Below are 16,991 nucleotides of genomic sequence, written 5' to 3'. Positions count from 1 at the left end.
TCAGTAATGTGACTCAAGCCTCCTGGAGCGTCCGGTCTGATCCGGCGACACTTCGAGGCGGCCCCGGCTGGGTAATATATGGGAGGGTGTTATCAGTCGCATCGGGAGCGTGGCGCAAGCCCGCTTCGGAAGGCGCAAGGTCCGGCACGGCGATGACATATGTCGCGCCTTGTCGATGCCGCAGCGCGCACGTGAGGTCGGACCGACAGTCCGGTTTCGCGCCCCCACCAAAGACAAAACCGAAACCGCACTGGCGAGGCCTTCGCGTCGTCAGGCCAATCGGTGCATTCAAACGGCCAGATTTATCTGGATGACGACATCTGTGAAGGAGGAACAGGTCTATGATTTCCCAAAGCCTGAAAAGCAAACTCGCGCTGGCACTTGGTGCCTGTATCATTGGCACATCGGTCGCTGCGGCGGATTTCCCCACCCGGGACATTCGCCTGATCGTGCCCTGGCCCGCAGGCGGTGGCGCCGATGCGATCTCGCGCAAGATCAGCAACATCGCCGAGCAGGATCTGCCGAAGTCGATCTATGTGGAAAACATCGCCGGCGCCGTGACGGCCACCGGCCTGATCCAGATGACCAGTGCGCGCCCCGATGGCCACACCGTCGGCGTGCTGACCTATGACAGCGTCATCACCCTGCCGCGCGGTCAGATGGTGCCGGGCTATTCGCTCGACAACATGACGCCGATCGCCCGCATCACCTCCGAGGCCGATGCGATCGTCGTGTCCAAGCACACCGGCATCAACACCTTCGAGGAACTGGTCGAACGGGCCAAGGCAAACCCCGGCACCGTCACGCTCGGCGTGGCGCCCAAGGGCTCGGGCCCGTATCTCTCGGCGATGCAACTGGAAAAGCTGCTGGACGTCGATTTCAACGTCATCACCTATGCCGGCTCGTCGAGTGCCGAAGCCGAGGCGCTGCTCTCGGGCGAGCTTGACGCGGCGATCTCCTCGCTGGGCGATTTCAGCGGCATCCTGTCGTCGGGCGACGCCAAGGGCGTGGTCGAGCTGACCTCGGTGCAGAACGCCACCTATACCGACGTTCCGACGCTGAAATCCAAGGGTTATGATCTTCAGACCGGCAGCTTCATCGTGCTCGCGGCCCCCGCGAACACCCCCGATGACGCGATCGACACGCTCGAGACGACCTTCAAGGCCGCCTATGACAGCGCCGAGTTCCAGGACTGGCTGGCACAGGTCGGTGTGACCGCCGACTGGCTGGGGTCTGACGAGGTCGTCAGCTGGATCGATGCGCTTCAGGACAAGACCTTCACACTCATGGACGAGCTGAACCTGTAAGCCACGCCCATCATGTCTCCGGTCCCCGGCCGGAGACATGTCCGGCCGGCGGCGCAAGCCTCCGGCCCTTCCGATTTTACCACACCCATCGCGGGAGAAGACGATGCTCTTTAACAGACACCTGGTATTTCTCTATGTCACTCTGGCAGTGTCTGTCGGATATTTCATTTCGGCCCTGAGCCTCGGTGCGCCGACCTCCGATGGCGGTCTGACGCCATCGTTCTTTCCCATCCTGGTGGGCGGCGCGGCCATCGTCTTTGCCGGCATCCTGATCGTTCAGAAACTGCGCGAAGGCGCCGATGCCGCCGCGACCGAGGGGCCGCGCAGCTATACCCATCTCTGGGTCGGTGCGGCGATTTTTGCCTATATCGTCGCCTTCAAGCCGCTGGGGTACTTCCTCTCGTCGGGCCTCTTCGTCTTTGCGCTGATCGTGATCTTCTCGTCTTTCGAAAAGCTTGTGATCAAGGCCGCCATCTCCGCGGTCATCACCGGCGTCGCCTATGTCATGTTCCAGCAATTGTTCGGGGTTCGCCTCCCGACGCTGTGGGGGTAACTCATGGATTTCATTCTTCTTGTCATCAACAGCTTCTCCCTGCTGCTCGATCCGTTCAATCTGACCTACGTGATCCTCGGCTTCGTGATCGGCACCATCTTTGCCGCCATTCCCGGGCTGACCGCGACCCTGGCGATGGCGCTTCTGCTGCCGCTGACCTACACGCTCAACGTCGAGACCGCGCTGATGGCCTGCGCCAGCATCTACATGGCCGGCATGTGCGGCGGCTCGATCACCGCCACCACCATCAACATTCCCGGCGCGCCCTCGTCGATGATGACCGCGCTGGACGGCTATCCGATGCAGCAGCAGGGCAAGGGCGCGCTGGCGCTGGGCCATGCGGCGCTGGGCTCGATGTTCGGCGGCGCGGTCGGCGCGCTGCTGCTGATCGCGGTCGCGCCCTTCGTGGCCGAGCTGTCGCTCCTGGTGAAGACCACCGGCAAATTCTCTCTCCTGGCATTCGCGCTGATCGTCGTGGTGATCGCGCAGCGCGGCCGCATTCCGCAGGCCGGTCTGGCCGCCTGTATCGGGCTGATGCTGGCCACCGTCGGGCTTGACGCGATGGAGCCGATCACCCGCTTCACCTATGGCTATTCCAACCTGACCGCGGGGATCGATCTGATGCCGGTGATCATCGGCACCTTCGCCATTGCCGAGGTGCTGATGCAAGCCGCCTCGTCGCGCGATATCAGCGCCGCCGCAGCGGCCGCCGAGAAGGTCAGGATCAGGCGCCGCGATTTCCTGCCGCCGCTCTCTGACATCCGCAAGATCGGCTTTGGCTGTTACTTCAAGTCCTGCCTGATCGGCTATTTCGTTGGCACGCTGCCGGGGGCGGGCGGTTCGATGGGCTCTTTCCTCGCCTATACCGAGGCGGTGCGCACCTCGGACGCGCCCGAGACCTTCGGCAAGGGCAACCCCAAGGGCATCGCCGCCTCGGAGAGCGCCAACAACGCGGTTTGCGGCGGGGCGATGGTGCCGATGCTGACCTTCGGCATCCCCGGCGATCCGATCACCGCGATCATGCTGGGCGTGCTGGTGATCAACGGCATTCAACCGGGGCCGCAGCTGATGTCGGATCAGGCCGGTCTGATCGCGCCGATGCTGGCCGCGCTGCTGTTTTCCGCCGTGGTGCTCATTCCGCTGACGCTCTACCTGATCGGGCCGTATTTCATCCGCATCGTCTCGGTGCGCAAGGACGTGCTTTATGCCGTCATTGCCCTTCTGGCCGTGGTGGGCAGCTATGTCGCGACCTATTCCACCTTTCAGATGTTCATGGCGCTTGGCATGGGTGTGCTGGCCTTCTACCTGCGGCGCAACGGCTTCCCGGTGATCACCATGCTGCTAGGTTATATCCTCGGGCCCAACCTGGAGGAGTTCCTGCGCCGCTCGCTGGCGCTGTCGAACGGCGATCCGACGACCTTCTTCACCAATCCCGACAGCCTGTTCTTTGTCGTGCTGACGCTGGTCTTTGTCTACTTCCTGGTGATCCGCAAACCGGCCGACAAGCCGGCGCCGGCAGAGGCCGGGTAAGGCGCGTCCGCGTCAAGGCCGTCTCCGGGACCGCAGGGTTAGCGTTTCGGGGGCGGCACCGGACATGCGGTTTGGCAGGGACAGGCCGTTACAACCGGGCGCCGGTGTCTTATAAGGGACATCCGGCGCCTGCCCGGTGTAGACTCGTGTCAAACCCAAGCCAAAGGAGACCATGTTGTCAGAGACCCGGCGCCCCTCACTGGCGGATCAAGTCTACGACCAGCTACTGGCCAAGATCCTCGAAGAGGAATATCCGGTCCACAGCCGGTTGCCCGCAGAAGAGCTCCTGGCCCAGACCTTCGGCGTGTCTCGCCCGATTGTGCGCGCGGCACTGTCGCGGCTGCGCGATGACGGGATCGTCCAGTCGCGCCGTGGATCGGGCAGCTATGTACTGCGGCGGCCCGACCGGCAATTGATCAGCTTTGTGCCGCTGGACTCGGTGTCGGATGTGCAGCGCTGTTACGAATTCCGCATCGATGTCGAAGGCGCGGCGGCGGCCTGGGCGGCGCGGCGACGCGATGACGAGGATCTGGCGGCGATGGATCAGGCCTACCGCGAGATGGAGCAGACCTATGCGCAGAATGCGCTCGGCGTCGAGGCGGACCAGAAGCTGCACCTGGCCATTGCGCGGGCCTCGAAAAACCCGTTCTTTGCCTCGGTGCTCGAATCCCTCGGCGAACAGATCGGCTTTGGCGTCAAGCTCTCGCGGTCGCTGACGCTGCTCGACACCCCGGGGCGCCAGGATCTGGTGCTGGCCGAACACCGCGCCGTGCTCGAGGCGATCCGCCTACAGCAGCCCGAGGTCGCGGCGGCCACCATGCGCCACCACATCACCGCCGCCAAAGACCGGATGTTTGTCGGCACCCAGGATCCCTAGGGTCTGCACTCAACAAGATGGTTCCCGGTCTGGTGTTTCTGTGGATCAAGATGTGCAGGAGGGCATCTTGATGAGCAGTCTTTTCTGGTTGGACGACAAGAGTTGGGCGCGGATCGAACCGTTGCTGCCCTGCGCGGAGCGGCGGTGGTCATTTCTTGCCGCGTTTGCCGTAAGGCGTCTGCCCGAAGCGGGCCTTGTAGTGCCGCGCCAGCAGGGCGACATCGCTGAACCCGGTGGCCAGCGCGATTTCCATCACGCTCATGTCGGTCTCGGCCAGCAGCGAATGCGCCCGGTCGAGGCGGATGTTGCGATAGGTGGTGGCGGGGGATTCCTTCAGGAACAGGCGGAACAGCCGCTCCAGTTGGCGCCGCGAAATTCCGGCATTCTCGGCCAACCCGTCAAGCGTCAGCGGCTCTTCGATATGAGCATACATCGATCTGAGCACATGCAGCAGCCGGGCGTTGCGCGAGCTGATCGCCTTGGCGATGGATGAGCGCTGTTCGCGGTCGGGCGCGGGTGCGGGGGCGTTCAGGCACATGTCGGCGACAGCGATGGCAAAGTCCCGGCCGTAATCCGCGGCGATGATGTCGACCATCATGTCGGTGGCGGCCGATCCGCCACCACAGGTCAGCAGCGTTCCGTCCCTTTCCACCCGCGTGCTGCTTGGCTCGAGGTCGGGAAAGGCCTCGGTGAACCCCGGCTGGTTCTCCCAGTGCAGAGTGAACCGTTTGCCGTCCAGCAGGCCGGCCCGTGCCAACGTGGCGGCGCCGGTACAGATGCCGCCGACCGCGCCGCCAAAGCGGCTGTGCTTGCGGATCGCGGCCAGGGCACGGTCCGTGGCGACCTCGGTGCCGCGATTGCCGGAGCAGACAAACAGGTGCACGCCCGGGTCGAGCGCCTCGAGACCGGCCTGCGCCGAGATCTCAAGCCCGGCAGAGGCGGGCACCGGCTGGCCGTCCTCGGACAGCACGAGCCAGCCGTAAAGCGGCTTGCCGGCGAGTTGATTGGCAATCCTGAGCGGATCGATGGCCGAGCTGAAAGCCAGAAGCGTGAACTCGGGCAACAGCAGAAACCCGAACCACCGTGTGGGTCCGGGCCGGTCGATCGGATAGCTGAACGCGCCTTCGGGGATCAGCGCCAGGCGGTTCCTGGCTGCGGCGCGCGGTTTTTCTGGCATCGGGACCTGCCGTGGTAAGTCGTGCCGACATGCGGCCAGCCGGTTGCGGAGGCACCCGCCCGCACCGCGGCGGGATCGGGTCGATCCGCCAGGTTCGGCGCGGCCGGGGCGCGTCAAGTGAATACGCTTGCGCCCCGGTGTTCAACCCTAAAGGCCGTCGCGATACCAGGCAACGAGGGTCCGGCGGTCCGCCTCATCCATCTGGATCGCGTTGGGCGGCGGCATGGCGTGGCTGACCCCGGCTTGCAGAAATACCTGCTGCGCATTGCGCGCGACATCGGCCTCGGTTTCCAGAAAGATCCCCTTGGGCGCCCAGTGCAGCCCCTCCCAGACCGGCTCTCGCGCGTGGCACATCGAGCAATTGCCGACCACGGTGTCATAGGCCTCGGCGAAGCCTTCGGCCGAGGCGAACTTCTGCTCGTAGGGGGTCAGCGCCCGGGCCTGGGATTCCTCGTAACTGTCCATGCTGGGCACGATCGACAGCCAGGCGATGACCAGCATGATGATCACGGTGACCGCCCAGGTCCAATGCGGGCCCTTGCCGGTGCGGTGCATGGTATTGAAGTAATGCCGGATGGTGACACCGGTCAGAAAGATCAGGCTGGCAATGATCCAGGCGTACTCGGTGGCAAAGGCCAGCGGGTAGTGGTTGGACAGCATCAGGAAGACGACCGGCAGCGTCAGATAGTTGTTGTGGGTCGAGCGCAGCTTGGCGATCTTGCCGTATTTGGCGTCCGGGGTGCGGCCTTCCTTGAGGTCGTTCACCACGATGCGCTGGTTCGGCATGATCTGGAAGAACACATTGGCGGTCATGATCGTCGCGGTAAAGGCGCCGAGGTGCAGGAGCGCCGCGCGGCCGGTGAATATCTGGTTGTAGCCCCAGGACATTGCCACGAGGATGGCAAACAGCAGCAGCATCAGCAGCGTCGGAGTTTCGCCCAGCTTGGACTTGCAGAGGAAGTCATAGGCTATCCAGCCGATGGTGAGCGAGCCGCCGGAAATCAGGATCGCCTGCCACAGCGACAGATCGGCCTTGGTCGGATCGATCAGAAAGAGCTCGCCGCCGACCCAATAGATGATCATCAACAGTACGGCGCCCGACAGCCAGGTCGAATAGCTCTGCCATTTGTGCCAGGTCAGATGCTCGGGCATCTCGGCCGGCGCCACGAGGTATTTGACGGTGTGATAGAAGCCGCCGCCATGCACCTCCCATTCCTCGCCATGCGCGCCGTCGGGCAGGTTCGGATTGGGCTTCAGCATCAGGTCGAGCGCCACGAAGTAGAACGAGGCGCCGATCCAGGCCATCGCGGTGATGATGTGGAGCCATCGCACAGAAAAGGCGATCCAGTCCCAAATGATTGCCAAGTCATACATGGCGGTTCTCCCAAGATTCGTGTTCGCAGCCAGACTAGCGGACCGGCGTTTGTTCTGGTATTGCCGTGAAACACCAAGCAGTCTCAAAGAAAAACGAACAATGTCCTATTTCGACAGTATCCGCACCTTTGTTCGCGTCTACGAATTGGGCAGCATGTCCGCCGCCGGGCGCGATCTGAGGATTTCTCCGGCGGTGACGTCGGCGCGGATCGCGCAGCTCGAGGAACATCTCGGCGTGCGGCTGTTTCAGCGCACCACCCGGTCGCTGAACCCGACGGAACAGGGCAAGTCCTTCTATCGCGGGGCGATCGAGATCCTCGAGGCGGTGGAAAATGCCGAGGCGCAGATCGTCGACATGACCGAGAACCTCAAGGGGTCGCTTTACGTAGCGGCGCCGCTTGGTGTGGGACGCAGGCTGATTGCGCCGGAGGTGCCCGATTTTCTGACCGAATATCCCGAGGTCAGCGTCCGCCTGCGGCTGACCGACCGCAAGGTCGATCTCACCACCGAGGGGCTCGATCTGGCCTTCTTTCTCGGCCAGCCGGAAGACAGCAATCTGCGGATCCGCAAGATCGCCGATGTCGAACGCATTCTCTGCGCCGCTCCGTCTTATGTGGACCGGCGCGGCATGCCGGCGAATGGCCAGGAGATCCTGGCGCAGGGGCATGAATGCCTCAACCTGCGGTTTCCCGGCGCGGCCGAGTTCCAGTGGCGACTGATGACCGCGACCGGGCCCGAGCGCTTTCCGGTCAAGGGCAGGTACGAATCCGATGATGGCGATGTGCTGACCGATTGGGCGCTGGCGGGGCAGGGCATCGTGATGAAGCCGATCTTCGAGATCGCGCATCACCTGAAATCGGGCGCGCTGGTGCCCGTGGCCACCGACACCCCGCCGGAGCCGGTGCAAATGGCCTGTCTGTTCACCCACCGGCGGCGGCAGGATCCCAAGACCCGGCTGTTCATGGATTTCATCATCGACCGGATCGGGGCGACCGTGCGCGAGGCCGCCCAGGGATGATCGGGGGGCCAAGGGAGCTGAGCGTCGCTCAGCTGCCCCGGTAGGTGCTGTAGCCGAAGGGCGACAGCAACAGCGGCACATGATAGTGAGACGCTTCCGACATCCCGAACCGCAGCGGTATGACGTCAAGGAACCGCGGCGTCTCTGGCGGTGTGCCGGTGGCATCCAGATAGGCGCCGGCATGGAACACCAGCTCGTAGGTGCCGGTCGCGAATTTTTCCGCCGGCAGGATCTGTTCGTCGGTGCGCCCGTCATCGTTGGTCTTCAGCGTCTTGAGAAGCGTCCGGCTGTCGCCTTCGATCCGATAGAGTTCGATCTTCAGGCCCTCCGCCGGGCAGCCGCGTGCAGTGTCGAGGACATGTGTTGTCAGATAGCCGGTCACGGGTAGCCTCCTTTTATGCTTGTTGATTTGTACGCGTGAAAGCCCGCCGGACACAAACAGCAGGCGACAAGATGCTCCTTCTAGTATTATTTGAAAAACACATCTGATTTTATGCTCTATGAAGGGGCAAGACCAAAAGGAGTTCCAAATTGACACGTTATCCGCGCGACATGATCGGTTACGGTCCCCGCATTCCCGACGCTCAATGGCCCAATGGTGCGAAGGTGGCCGTACAGTTCGTGCTGAACTATGAAGAGGGCGGCGAGAACTGCGTGTTGCACGGCGACGCGGCCTCCGAGGCCTTCCTGTCCGACATCCCCGGTGCGGCGATGTGGCCGGGGCAGCGCCACTGGAACATGGAATCGATCTACGAATACGGCGCCAGGGCCGGTTTCTGGCGCCTGCACCGCCTGTTCACCGGGGCGGCAATACCGGTGACCATCTACGGCGTCGCCTCGGCACTGGCGCGCAGCCCCGAGCAGGTCGCGGCGATGAAGTCTGCCGGCTGGGAGATTGCCAGCCACGGTCTGAAATGGGTCGAACACAAGGACATGCCCGAAGCCGAGGAACGTGCGGCCATCGCCGAGGCGATCCGCCTGCATACCGAGGTGGTGGGCGAGGAACCGCGCGGCTGGTACACCGGCCGGTGCAGCGAAAACACCGTGCGACTGGCGGCGGAAACCGGGCAATTTGACTATATTTCCGACACCTACGACGACGATCTGCCGTATTGGCGCGAATACGGCGACCGTGACCAGCTGATCATTCCATATACGCTGGAAGCCAATGACATGCGCTTTGCCACCGCGCCGGGCTGGGTCACGGGTGAGGATTTCGGCTCTTATCTCAAGGATGCCTTCGACACGCTTTATGCCGAAGGTCAGGCCGGCAGTCCCAAGATGATGTCGATCGGCCTTCATTGCCGGCTGGTCGGCCGTCCGGGCAAGATCGCGGCGCTGAAGCGGTTCATCGACTATATTCTCAGCTTTGACGACGTCTGGTGCCCGACGCGTCTGGAAATCGCCGAGCACTGGGCAAAGACTCATCCGCATGAACGCCGGGAGCGGCCCAGCGAGATGACGCGCGAGGATTTCGTGAGCAGGTTCGGTGGCATTTTCGAACATTCGGCCTGGATCGCCGAAGGGGCGCATGACCTGGAGCTCGGGCCGGCACATGACACCGCCCTGGGGCTGCACAATGCACTGGCGCGGGTGTTCCGCACCGCCGCGCCCGACAAGCGCCTGGGCGTGCTGACCGCGCACCCCGATCTGGCCGGAAAACTGGCAGCGGCCGGGCGGCTGACCGCCGAGAGCACCTCGGAACAGGCCGGTGCCGGGCTCGACATGCTGACCGACGAAGAGCGCGAAACCTTCACACGGCTCAACGGCGACTACGTTGAAAAGCACGGGTTTCCCTTCATCATTGCGGTGCGCGATCACGACAAGGCGTCGATCATGGCGGCCTTTGACCGCCGCATCGGCAACGACCGCGACACCGAATTCGCCGAGGCCTGCCGGCAGGTCGAGCGCATTGCCGAATTCCGCCTGAAGGATCTGCTGCCATGACCGTGACATCGGACAAGATCACCGCCCGGCCTGCCGAGGCAGGGGCCATGGCCGGTCTGGCCGAGCTGATCGGCTGCGCGGGGACGCCCGACAAGCTGATCAACAAGGGCCTCTGCGGTCGGTTCCACGATCTGGCCGCGCTCGACATCGTCGACGGCCGCGCCGGCATCAGCCTGTTCAAATCCGAGGTCTTCAGCCTGCCGTTCCGGCTGGAGATGATGGAGCGGCATCCGCTGGGGTCACAGGCCTTCATCCCGATGAGCGACGAGGGCTTTCTTGTCGTGCTGGCCGAAGATGAAAACGGCCGCCCGGGCGCGCCGCGTGCCTATCGCACGGAACCGGGGCAGGCGGTCAATATCGGGCGCAATGTCTGGCACGGGGTGCTGACACCGCTCGGCGGATCCGGGGTGTTTGCGGTGATCGACCGCATCGGCGACGGCGCCAACCTGGAGGAGCACTGGTTCGACACGCCCTACGAGGTGGTGGCGGACTGATCACCGGGCCGCCAGGAGGAGGGGCGGCCTTCACCATCAGCTATAATGGGGAGAGACACAATGGCTGACACATCAATCGGGACACCGGAGCAACTCCGGGATCCAAATTACTTCCCGGGTCTGGCCAAGGGCATACCGCTGGGCATCCAGCACGTTCTGGCGATGTTCGTGTCCAACGTGACACCCGCGATCATCGTCGCCGGCGCCGCCGGATTTGGCTTTGGCTCGGGCTCGGCTGATTTTCCCGAACTGCTCTACCTTATCCAGATGTCGATGCTGTTTGCCGGTGTCGCCACGCTGCTTCAGACCATCACCCTCGGGCCGGTCGGCGCGGCGCTGCCGATCGTGCAGGGCACGTCCTTTGCCTTTCTGCCGATCATGATTCCGCTGGTTGCGGGCAAGGGCGTCGACGGGCTTGCCGCGCTGTTCGGCGGCGTGATCGTCGGCGGCATCTTCCACGCCTTTATCGGGACTTTCGTCGGCAAGCTGCGCTTTGCCCTGCCGCCGCTGGTTACCGGCCTCGTGGTGACGATGATCGGCCTCGCGCTGGTCAAGGTCGGCATCCAGTATGCCGCGGGCGGCGTTCCGGCCATCGGCACGCCGGAATACGGCAGCCTGCTGAATTGGTCGGCGGCGATCGTGGTGATCGTGGTGACACTGGGGCTGAAGTTCTTCACCAAGGGCATGCTGTCGATCTCGGCGGTGCTGATCGGCCTGATCGTGGGCTATGTCTATGCCATTGCGGTCGGGATGCTCAGCCTCGACGCCATCACCGGCTCCTGGGCCAATTCCGCCGCCTTCGCGCTGCCGCAACCGTTCAAATACGGTTTCGAGTTCTCGATTGCCGCGGTGATCGGCTTCTGCCTGATGGCCTTTATCTCGGCGATTGAAACGGTGGGCGATGTCTCGGGGATCACCAAGGGCGGCGCGGGCCGCGAGGCCACGGCCGAAGAAGTCACCGGCGCGACCTATGCCGACGGTTTCGGCACGGCGCTGGCCGGCATCTTCGGCGGCTTTCCCAACACCTCGTTCAGCCAGAACGTCGGCCTGATTGCCATGACCGGCGTGATGAGCCGCCACGTGGTCACCTGCGGCGCGATCTTCCTTATCATCTGCGGGCTGGTCCCGAAAGTGGGCGGCGTGATCCGCACGGTGCCGATCGAGGTGCTGGGCGGCGGTGTGATCGTAATGTTCGGCATGGTGGTCGCGGCCGGCATCTCGATGCTCTCGGACGTGCACTGGAACCGGCGCAACATGGTGATCTTCGCCATCTCGCTGAGCCTCGGCCTCGGCTTGCAGCTCGAACCGGGTGCGCTCCAGCACCTGCCGGAAACCGCCCGCGTGCTGCTGACCTCGGGTCTTCTGCCGGCGGCCTTCCTCGCTATCGTGCTGAACCTGGTGCTGCCCGAAGAGCTGACCGACGAATCCACCGAGGAAGTCTCGGGTGGCATGTCCGGTCACGGTGAAGGTTCTTACGCCAAGGACAGCCGCGCCTGAACCGCGCAGCGGCCGCCGTCAGGGCGGGTCGCGCATAGATGACAGCCAGGCGGCGCTCTTCGGAGCGCCGCTTTTTCTTGCGGGTCAGGACAACAGGCGTTTGCGGATCGCCACCAGAAGCCGGATCGACCACGGCAGGAAAAGATAGCTGATCAGGCAGACATTGACCGCGACCGTCAGCACCGTCCGCCAGGGCTCGGCCATCGGCGGCAGCAGCATATTCGCCAGCCAGCCAAGGGCCAGGATCAGCGCGATCAGGACAACGACGGTCTCGAGCTTGCTCACCTTGACGGTGTCGGGCAGCAGCAGCGACAGCCCGTCAAAGGCGGCGCGGTCCGAGATCTCCAGGCACTGCCGGTCCACCTCGGCGATCAGCCGCTTGCGCTCCGGCGCGCCTTCCCAGCGCTTCAGGTTCTTGCGGCAATCGAAGCGGAACAGGGTGACAAGATCGACATGGGTGTCGGTTGCAGGCAGATAGGTGTCATCCGCGCCCTGATAACCCGGGTATTGCCGCGCCGCCGCGCGCAGCCGGTCCATTTTCGCCTGGACCTCCGGCCTTGCGGTCACCGGCAACCGGCGGATGACCACCGTCACCACTTGCGAAGATCGTGCGCCCATGTGTTCACTCTTTGGCTGCCAGGGAGGGTGCGAGACAGAAAAGCCCCGGCCGTCGCCGGCCGGAGCTTGGTTGTCAGAGCCTAGCAAAGCAGGGGATCAGTGACCACCTTCCGCTTGCAGCGCGGCGGTGCGCAACTCGTCTTCACTGACGTCCCTGGCGCCGTTGAACGCGACGTTCAGTCCCACGGCGGCAATCGAGGCCAGCAGGATGCCGGAATGGATCAGCGGTTCGATCGCATGCGGCAGCCACATGGTGTATTCCGGGGCGATCAGCGGGATCATCCCCATCCCGAGCGAAATCGCCACGATCAGCCCGTTGTAGCGGTTCTCCTTGAAATCAACGCCGCCGAGGATGCGGATGCCTGTTGCGGCCACCATGCCGAACATCACCAGCCCGGCGCCGCCGAGAACGGCCACCGGCAGGCTTTCGACCAGCGCGCCCATCTTCGGCACCAGCCCGAGCACGATCATGATCGCGCCGCCCATCACGCAGACATAGCGCGAGCGGATGCCGGTCACCCCGACAAGGCCCACGTTCTGGCTGAACGAGGTATAGGGAAAGGTGTTGAACAGCCCGCCGATCAGCGTGCCAAGGCCGTCGGTGCGCAGGCCGGCCGACAGCGACGGGCGTTCGATCTTCTTGCCGCAGATGTCGCCCAGAGCGAGGAACATGCCGGTGGATTCGATCATCACGACGATCATCACCAGGGTCATGGTCAGGATCATGATCGGGTCAAAGATCGGCAGGCCGAAACGGAACGGGGTGATCAGCTCGAACCATTCGGCCTTGCCGACATGCTCGAAGTGCATGATGCCCAGGGCCGAGGCCGCCACCGCGCCGACGACGATACCGACCAGCACCGAGATATTGGCGAGGAAACCGCGGGCGTATTTCATCACCACGACGATGGTCCCCAGCACCAGGGCCGAGATCATCATGTTCTGCGGTGTGGCATAGTTCACGTTGTTCACGGTGGGGGCCAGTTTCAGCCCCTCGGGCACTACCGGAACCGCGCCAGCGCCGAGATCGCGGATCTGGGTCAGCCAGTCGGCATGGGCAGGATCGACAAGCTGCGGCGCAGTCGGGCCGACCGGCACGCCGAAGATCCACTGGATGCCGACCCGCATCAGCGTCACGCCGATCACCAGGATGATCGTCCCGGTCACCACAGGCGGAAAGAACCGCAGCATGCGGCTGACCAGCGGCGCGATCAGCATGGCGATCACGCCCGCGCCGATGATTGCGCCAAAGATCATGCGCGCGCCTTCGGTGCCCGGGTTGGCGGCGGCAATCGCCACCATCGGGCCCACCGAGGCAAAGGTCACCCCCATCATGACCGGCATCTTGATGCCGAACCATTTCGAGGCGCCGAACGACTGGATGATGGTCACCAGACCGCAGACAAACAGGTCGGCCGAGATCAGAAAGGCGACCTGTTCTGGGGTCAGTTCCAGGACGCGGCCGACGATCAGCGGCACGGCGATGGCGCCGGCATACATCACCAGCACATGTTGCAGCCCGAGCGTGAACAGCTTGCCGGCGGGCAGTTTTTCGTCAACGGCGTGCACCGCATCGGGGGTGACGGTATCGGCCGTCATGTCGGATGACATTTCTCTCTCTCCTCCTGATTTGCGAGAAATTCCGTGTGGCAGGGCGCCGCATCCTCACGATGCGGCCCTGCCGGGTGGGGCGGACGCCGGCCGGCCCTCCCCGGCCGGCGACCATCCGGGGCGTGGCTCAGGCCGGTGCCCCGTACATCAGAAACAGCGCTGGCAGCCAGGCGGTCAGCACGCCGCTGGCCAGCGTGGCAACGGTGGCCTGCGACTGGATCGGCCGTTGCAGGCCCAGCGCCAGGAAATAGGTGAACCACAGTCCCGCCCAGGCGACCCAGCACAGGCCCAGCCAGACATCCATCGCGCTTTGTGCGACGGCGAGGCTGCGCACCGCTTCAGGCAGGACCGAGAGCGCCACGAAGAGGCTGAACCAGCCCAGACCGCGCCCGTCCGACCCGCTCAGCCGGTTGATCGCCACCCAGAGGTAGGTCACGCTGAACAACAGCGTCATCGCCACGCTGCGGACCTCGGCCACCCCGGTTGCCCGCACCAGCGACAGGATGGCGACGGTAGCGGTGATCGCGGCGGTGGCGAAATTGATCACCACGATCTCGCGGTCGGAAATCCGTCCCGCCATCCACAGGCCGTTGAGCACGAGGACAGCACCCACGAACAACAATGACAGGGGCAGAAGCATGACAAACCTCTGGACAAACAAAGGGGCCGGCTGCGCCCGGACGGGCGCAACCTGAGGCAAGGTCAGTGAATTTTGCGAAGGTGGACGCGGGTCGGTGGCGTCAGAAATCCACTTCGATGGCGAGGCCCTTGGCCACCGCCAGATCGACAACCGCCGCCGCGACGGCCAGATCCTGAAGACCGACACCGGTGCCGTCGAAGAGGGTGATCTCGTCGTCCGAGATCCGGCCCGGGTGGGTGCCGTTGATCACGGCGCCTACCTGGGTGATGTCCTCGGCCCGCAGGATCTGGCTCTCGATCGCATGTTGTGCCTCGCCGATCGAGATCGATTGCGCCACCTCGTCGGTAAAGACCGTGGCCTTGCCGAGAAGTGCGGTTTCGACCTCTTGCTTGCCCTTGGTGTCGGTGCCCATGCAGGCGATATGGGTGCCGGGGGCCACATGATCCGCGTGCAGGATGGCATCGAACGACGAGGTGATCGAGATGATCACATCCGCCTCGGCCAGACCCTCGAGCGCGACCGCCTCGAATGGCAGACCGGCCTCGCTGGCGACCTCTTCGAGATTGGGCAACATCTCGGGATGGAAGTTCCAGCCGATGACCTTCTCGAAGTCGCGCTGCTCGAGCGCGGCGCGCAGCTGGAACTTGGCCTGATGGCCGGCGCCGACCATGCCGATCACCTTGGCATCCTTGCGCGCCAGATGCTTGATCGACACCGAAGAGGCCGCCGCGGTGCGCAGCGCGGTCAACAGGTTGCCGCCGACCATCGCCTTGGCCTTGCCGGTGTCGGGATCGAACAGGAAGACGGTCGACTGGTGGTTGATGATGCCGCGCTTTTCAAGGTTGTTCGGCCAATAGCCGCCCGCCTTCAGCCCGAGTGTCAGCCCGGCGCGGTCGAAGCCGCCCTTGAAGCCGTAAAGCGCATCCTCGTGCCCGATGGCCTCGCGGACGACCGGGAAATTGTAGGCGTCGCCCGACGCCATGGCGGCAAACACCTTTTCGACGGCGTCGAAAGCCGCTTCGCGGGTCATAAGGTCGGCGATGTCTCTTTCGGGTACGATGAACATGTATTGTCTCCCACATAAAATTCGTGCGCCCGTGTGCCACTGCCGGAAGGTGAGTATACACACGGGCGACTTTGGCCCTCTCGGGCTCTCCCCCTCCCCGGGGTTTCAGGCGCTTAGTAGGCCTTGCCTCGGGCCGAGACCGGCCAGACGGTCTCGACCTTGCCGTTCCGCACACCGACATACCAGTCGTGCACATTGGCGGTCGGGTCGCAGTGGCCGGGCACCAGGCGCAGCTTGTCGTTGACCTTGAGCGCGCCCTTGGGGTCGGAAATCACACCGTGCTCGTCCGAGCATTTGACGTATTCCACGTCATCGCGGCCATAGATGAAGGGCAGCCCGCTGTCGATCGACTGCGCCTTGAGGCCGGCGTCGCAGATCGCCTTGTCGGATTTGGCGTGGCTCATCACCGAGGTCAGGATGAAAAAGGCGTTTTCCCATTCGCCGGCGTCGATCCGGTTGCCGTCCTTGTCGAGGATGCGGCCGTAGTCGGCGTCCATGAAGGCATAAGAGCCGCATTGAAGCTCGTTGTAGACGCCCGAATTGGATTCGAAGTAATACGATCCGGTGCCGCCGCCCGAGACCAGCTCGGTTTCTATGCCGAGCGCCTTGAGTGCCGCGACCGCGTCGCTGACCTGGGCCACGGCGGCATCGATCTTGGCCTTGCGGTCGTCGTAGCTGTCCATGTGCTGCATCGCGCCCTGATAGGCCTGGATGCCCTTGTAGGTCAGGTTGTCGGCGGCCTGCACGGCCTGGGCGATCTCGACCACGGCCTCAGTGCTGGTCACGCCGCAGCGCCCGGCGCCGCAGTCGATCTCGACAAAGACGCCAAGTTCGGTTCCCTCGGCCTTGGCCGCCGCCGAGAGGTCGACGACATTGGCCAGGTCGTCGACGCAGACGATGATATTGGCGCCGCGCTTGGGCAACTGCGCCAGCCGTTCGATCTTGGCCGCGTCGCGCACCTGGTTCGACACCAGCACTTCGGTGATGCCGGCGCGCACGAAGACCTCGGCCTCCGAGACCTTCTGGCAGCAGACGCCGATTGCGCCGCCCAGCTCCATTTGCAGCTTCAGCACGTCGACCGACTTGTGCATCTTGCCATGCGCCCGGTGGCGCATGCCGTGATCCTTGGCGTAATCGCCCATTTTCTTGATGTTGCGCTCGAGCGCGTCGAGATCGAGGATCAGGCAGGGGGTCTGGATATCGGCCTCGTCCATGCCGGGCTTGGCGGGAATGTCGTAGCCGACTTCGAAATTGTCGAGGTTGGTCATGTCTTTCATCTTTC

16 protein-coding genes are annotated in these 16,991 nt (G+C 63.9%); 8 read left to right on the top strand and 8 right to left on the bottom strand.

What is annotated here, in order from left to right:
* Positions 1-341 precede the first annotated feature (341 nt).
* The 4 genes from BMW90_RS14020 to BMW90_RS14005 all read left to right on the top strand — a co-directional run bounded on the left by BMW90_RS14020 (position 342) and on the right by BMW90_RS14005 (position 4,267).
* Entirely contained in the window at positions 342-1,307 is a 966-nt protein-coding gene (locus tag BMW90_RS14020) for a Bug family tripartite tricarboxylate transporter substrate binding protein (RefSeq protein ID WP_074837151.1), read from the top strand.
* 103 nt (positions 1,308-1,410) lie between these two features.
* A complete protein-coding gene (locus BMW90_RS14015) occupies positions 1,411-1,860 on the top strand; it encodes a tripartite tricarboxylate transporter TctB family protein (RefSeq protein WP_074837150.1) in 450 nt (149 codons plus the stop codon).
* 3 nt (positions 1,861-1,863) lie between these two features.
* Positions 1,864-3,390, top strand: a complete 1,527-nt coding sequence (locus tag BMW90_RS14010) for a tripartite tricarboxylate transporter permease (protein WP_074837149.1) — start codon at positions 1,864-1,866, stop codon at positions 3,388-3,390.
* A 175-nt stretch (positions 3,391-3,565) separates the two neighbouring features.
* Positions 3,566-4,267, top strand: a complete 702-nt coding sequence (locus BMW90_RS14005; RefSeq protein WP_048535123.1) for a FadR/GntR family transcriptional regulator — start codon at positions 3,566-3,568, stop codon at positions 4,265-4,267.
* 148 nt (positions 4,268-4,415) lie between these two features.
* Here BMW90_RS14005 and BMW90_RS14000 read toward each other — a convergent pair whose 3' ends face one another.
* Together BMW90_RS14000 and BMW90_RS13995 are read right to left on the bottom strand one after the other, a co-directional pair.
* Positions 4,416-5,444: a GlxA family transcriptional regulator gene (locus tag BMW90_RS14000; RefSeq protein ID WP_074837148.1), complete on the bottom strand. Its 1,029-nt coding sequence runs from the start codon at positions 5,442-5,444 to the stop codon at positions 4,416-4,418.
* A 147-nt stretch (positions 5,445-5,591) separates the two neighbouring features.
* The gene (locus BMW90_RS13995; RefSeq protein WP_048534936.1) at positions 5,592-6,818 is read right to left on the bottom strand and encodes a urate hydroxylase PuuD; all 1,227 of its coding nucleotides are present in this window, start codon (positions 6,816-6,818) and stop codon (positions 5,592-5,594) included.
* Positions 6,819-6,918: 100 nt separating this feature from the next.
* Between BMW90_RS13995 and BMW90_RS13990 the strand changes: the two genes are divergently transcribed.
* Positions 6,919-7,836 carry a LysR family transcriptional regulator gene (locus tag BMW90_RS13990; RefSeq protein ID WP_048534937.1) on the top strand — a complete coding sequence of 306 codons (918 nt, stop codon included), beginning with the start codon at positions 6,919-6,921 and terminating at the stop codon, positions 7,834-7,836.
* Positions 7,837-7,864: 28 nt separating this feature from the next.
* Here BMW90_RS13990 and uraH read toward each other — a convergent pair whose 3' ends face one another.
* Positions 7,865-8,218: a hydroxyisourate hydrolase gene (gene uraH, locus BMW90_RS13985; protein WP_074837147.1), complete on the bottom strand. Its 354-nt coding sequence runs from the start codon at positions 8,216-8,218 to the stop codon at positions 7,865-7,867.
* A 149-nt stretch (positions 8,219-8,367) separates the two neighbouring features.
* On the opposite strand from uraH, the gene puuE reads away from it, so the two are divergent.
* Genes puuE through BMW90_RS13970 form a run of 3 tightly spaced genes read left to right on the top strand, consistent with a single transcriptional unit; the run spans position 8,368 to position 11,774 of the window.
* Positions 8,368-9,783 carry an allantoinase PuuE gene (gene puuE / locus BMW90_RS13980; protein WP_074837146.1) on the top strand — a complete coding sequence of 472 codons (1,416 nt, stop codon included), beginning with the start codon at positions 8,368-8,370 and terminating at the stop codon, positions 9,781-9,783.
* Entirely contained in the window at positions 9,780-10,277 is a 498-nt protein-coding gene (locus BMW90_RS13975) for an ureidoglycolate lyase (protein ID WP_074837145.1), read from the top strand. Before puuE ends, BMW90_RS13975 begins: the two co-directional genes overlap by 4 nt.
* A gap of 60 nt (positions 10,278-10,337) precedes the next feature.
* Entirely contained in the window at positions 10,338-11,774 is a 1,437-nt protein-coding gene (locus BMW90_RS13970) for a uracil-xanthine permease family protein (protein ID WP_048534940.1), read from the top strand.
* Positions 11,775-11,858: 84 nt separating this feature from the next.
* On the opposite strand, the gene BMW90_RS13965 is transcribed toward BMW90_RS13970, so the two are convergent.
* From BMW90_RS13965 to bhcC, 5 genes are all read right to left on the bottom strand, one after another.
* Positions 11,859-12,392 (bottom strand): putative antibiotic biosynthesis monooxygenase, encoded by a 534-nt coding sequence (locus BMW90_RS13965; RefSeq protein ID WP_074837144.1) that lies wholly within the window; start codon positions 12,390-12,392, stop codon positions 11,859-11,861.
* 96 nt (positions 12,393-12,488) lie between these two features.
* Positions 12,489-14,003 carry a nucleobase:cation symporter-2 family protein gene (locus tag BMW90_RS13960; protein ID WP_244526511.1) on the bottom strand — a complete coding sequence of 505 codons (1,515 nt, stop codon included), beginning with the start codon at positions 14,001-14,003 and terminating at the stop codon, positions 12,489-12,491.
* A gap of 127 nt (positions 14,004-14,130) precedes the next feature.
* Positions 14,131-14,643 carry an AmiS/UreI family transporter gene (locus BMW90_RS13955; RefSeq protein ID WP_074837143.1) on the bottom strand — a complete coding sequence of 171 codons (513 nt, stop codon included), beginning with the start codon at positions 14,641-14,643 and terminating at the stop codon, positions 14,131-14,133.
* A gap of 100 nt (positions 14,644-14,743) precedes the next feature.
* Entirely contained in the window at positions 14,744-15,709 is a 966-nt protein-coding gene (bhcD, locus tag BMW90_RS13950) for an iminosuccinate reductase BhcD (RefSeq protein WP_074837142.1), read from the bottom strand.
* Positions 15,710-15,822: 113 nt separating this feature from the next.
* Entirely contained in the window at positions 15,823-16,986 is a 1,164-nt protein-coding gene (gene bhcC, locus BMW90_RS13945) for a 3-hydroxy-D-aspartate aldolase BhcC (protein WP_074837141.1), read from the bottom strand.
* Positions 16,987-16,991: the final 5 nt, after the last annotated feature.

Origin of the sequence: Marinovum algicola (assembly GCF_900109145.1) — a bacterium.
GTDB lineage: Bacteria > Pseudomonadota > Alphaproteobacteria > Rhodobacterales > Rhodobacteraceae > Marinovum > Marinovum algicola.
This window is presented reverse-complemented; position numbering and strand designations above follow the sequence as displayed.

Bases quoted from the DNA above. Each gene is read 5' to 3' on its own strand.
- BMW90_RS14020 (WP_074837151.1), top strand. From the start codon at position 342: ATGATTTCCCAAAGCCTGAAAAGCAAACTCGCGCTGGCACTTGGTGCC.
- BMW90_RS14015 (WP_074837150.1), top strand. From the start codon at position 1,411: ATGCTCTTTAACAGACACCTGGTATTTCTCTATGTCACTCTGGCAGTG.
- BMW90_RS14010 (WP_074837149.1), top strand. From the start codon at position 1,864: ATGGATTTCATTCTTCTTGTCATCAACAGCTTCTCCCTGCTGCTCGAT.
- BMW90_RS14000 (WP_074837148.1), bottom strand. From the start codon at position 5,444: ATGCCAGAAAAACCGCGCGCCGCAGCCAGGAACCGCCTGGCGCTGATC.
- BMW90_RS13995 (WP_048534936.1), bottom strand. From the start codon at position 6,818: ATGTATGACTTGGCAATCATTTGGGACTGGATCGCCTTTTCTGTGCGA.
- BMW90_RS13990 (WP_048534937.1), top strand. From the start codon at position 6,919: ATGTCCTATTTCGACAGTATCCGCACCTTTGTTCGCGTCTACGAATTG.
- BMW90_RS13975 (WP_074837145.1), top strand. From the start codon at position 9,780: ATGACCGTGACATCGGACAAGATCACCGCCCGGCCTGCCGAGGCAGGG.
- BMW90_RS13970 (WP_048534940.1), top strand. From the start codon at position 10,338: ATGGCTGACACATCAATCGGGACACCGGAGCAACTCCGGGATCCAAAT.
- BMW90_RS13965 (WP_074837144.1), bottom strand. From the start codon at position 12,392: ATGGGCGCACGATCTTCGCAAGTGGTGACGGTGGTCATCCGCCGGTTG.
- BMW90_RS13960 (WP_244526511.1), bottom strand. From the start codon at position 14,003: ATGTCATCCGACATGACGGCCGATACCGTCACCCCCGATGCGGTGCAC.
- BMW90_RS13955 (WP_074837143.1), bottom strand. From the start codon at position 14,643: ATGCTTCTGCCCCTGTCATTGTTGTTCGTGGGTGCTGTCCTCGTGCTC.
- bhcD (WP_074837142.1), bottom strand. From the start codon at position 15,709: ATGTTCATCGTACCCGAAAGAGACATCGCCGACCTTATGACCCGCGAA.
- bhcC (WP_074837141.1), bottom strand. From the start codon at position 16,986: ATGAAAGACATGACCAACCTCGACAATTTCGAAGTCGGCTACGACATT.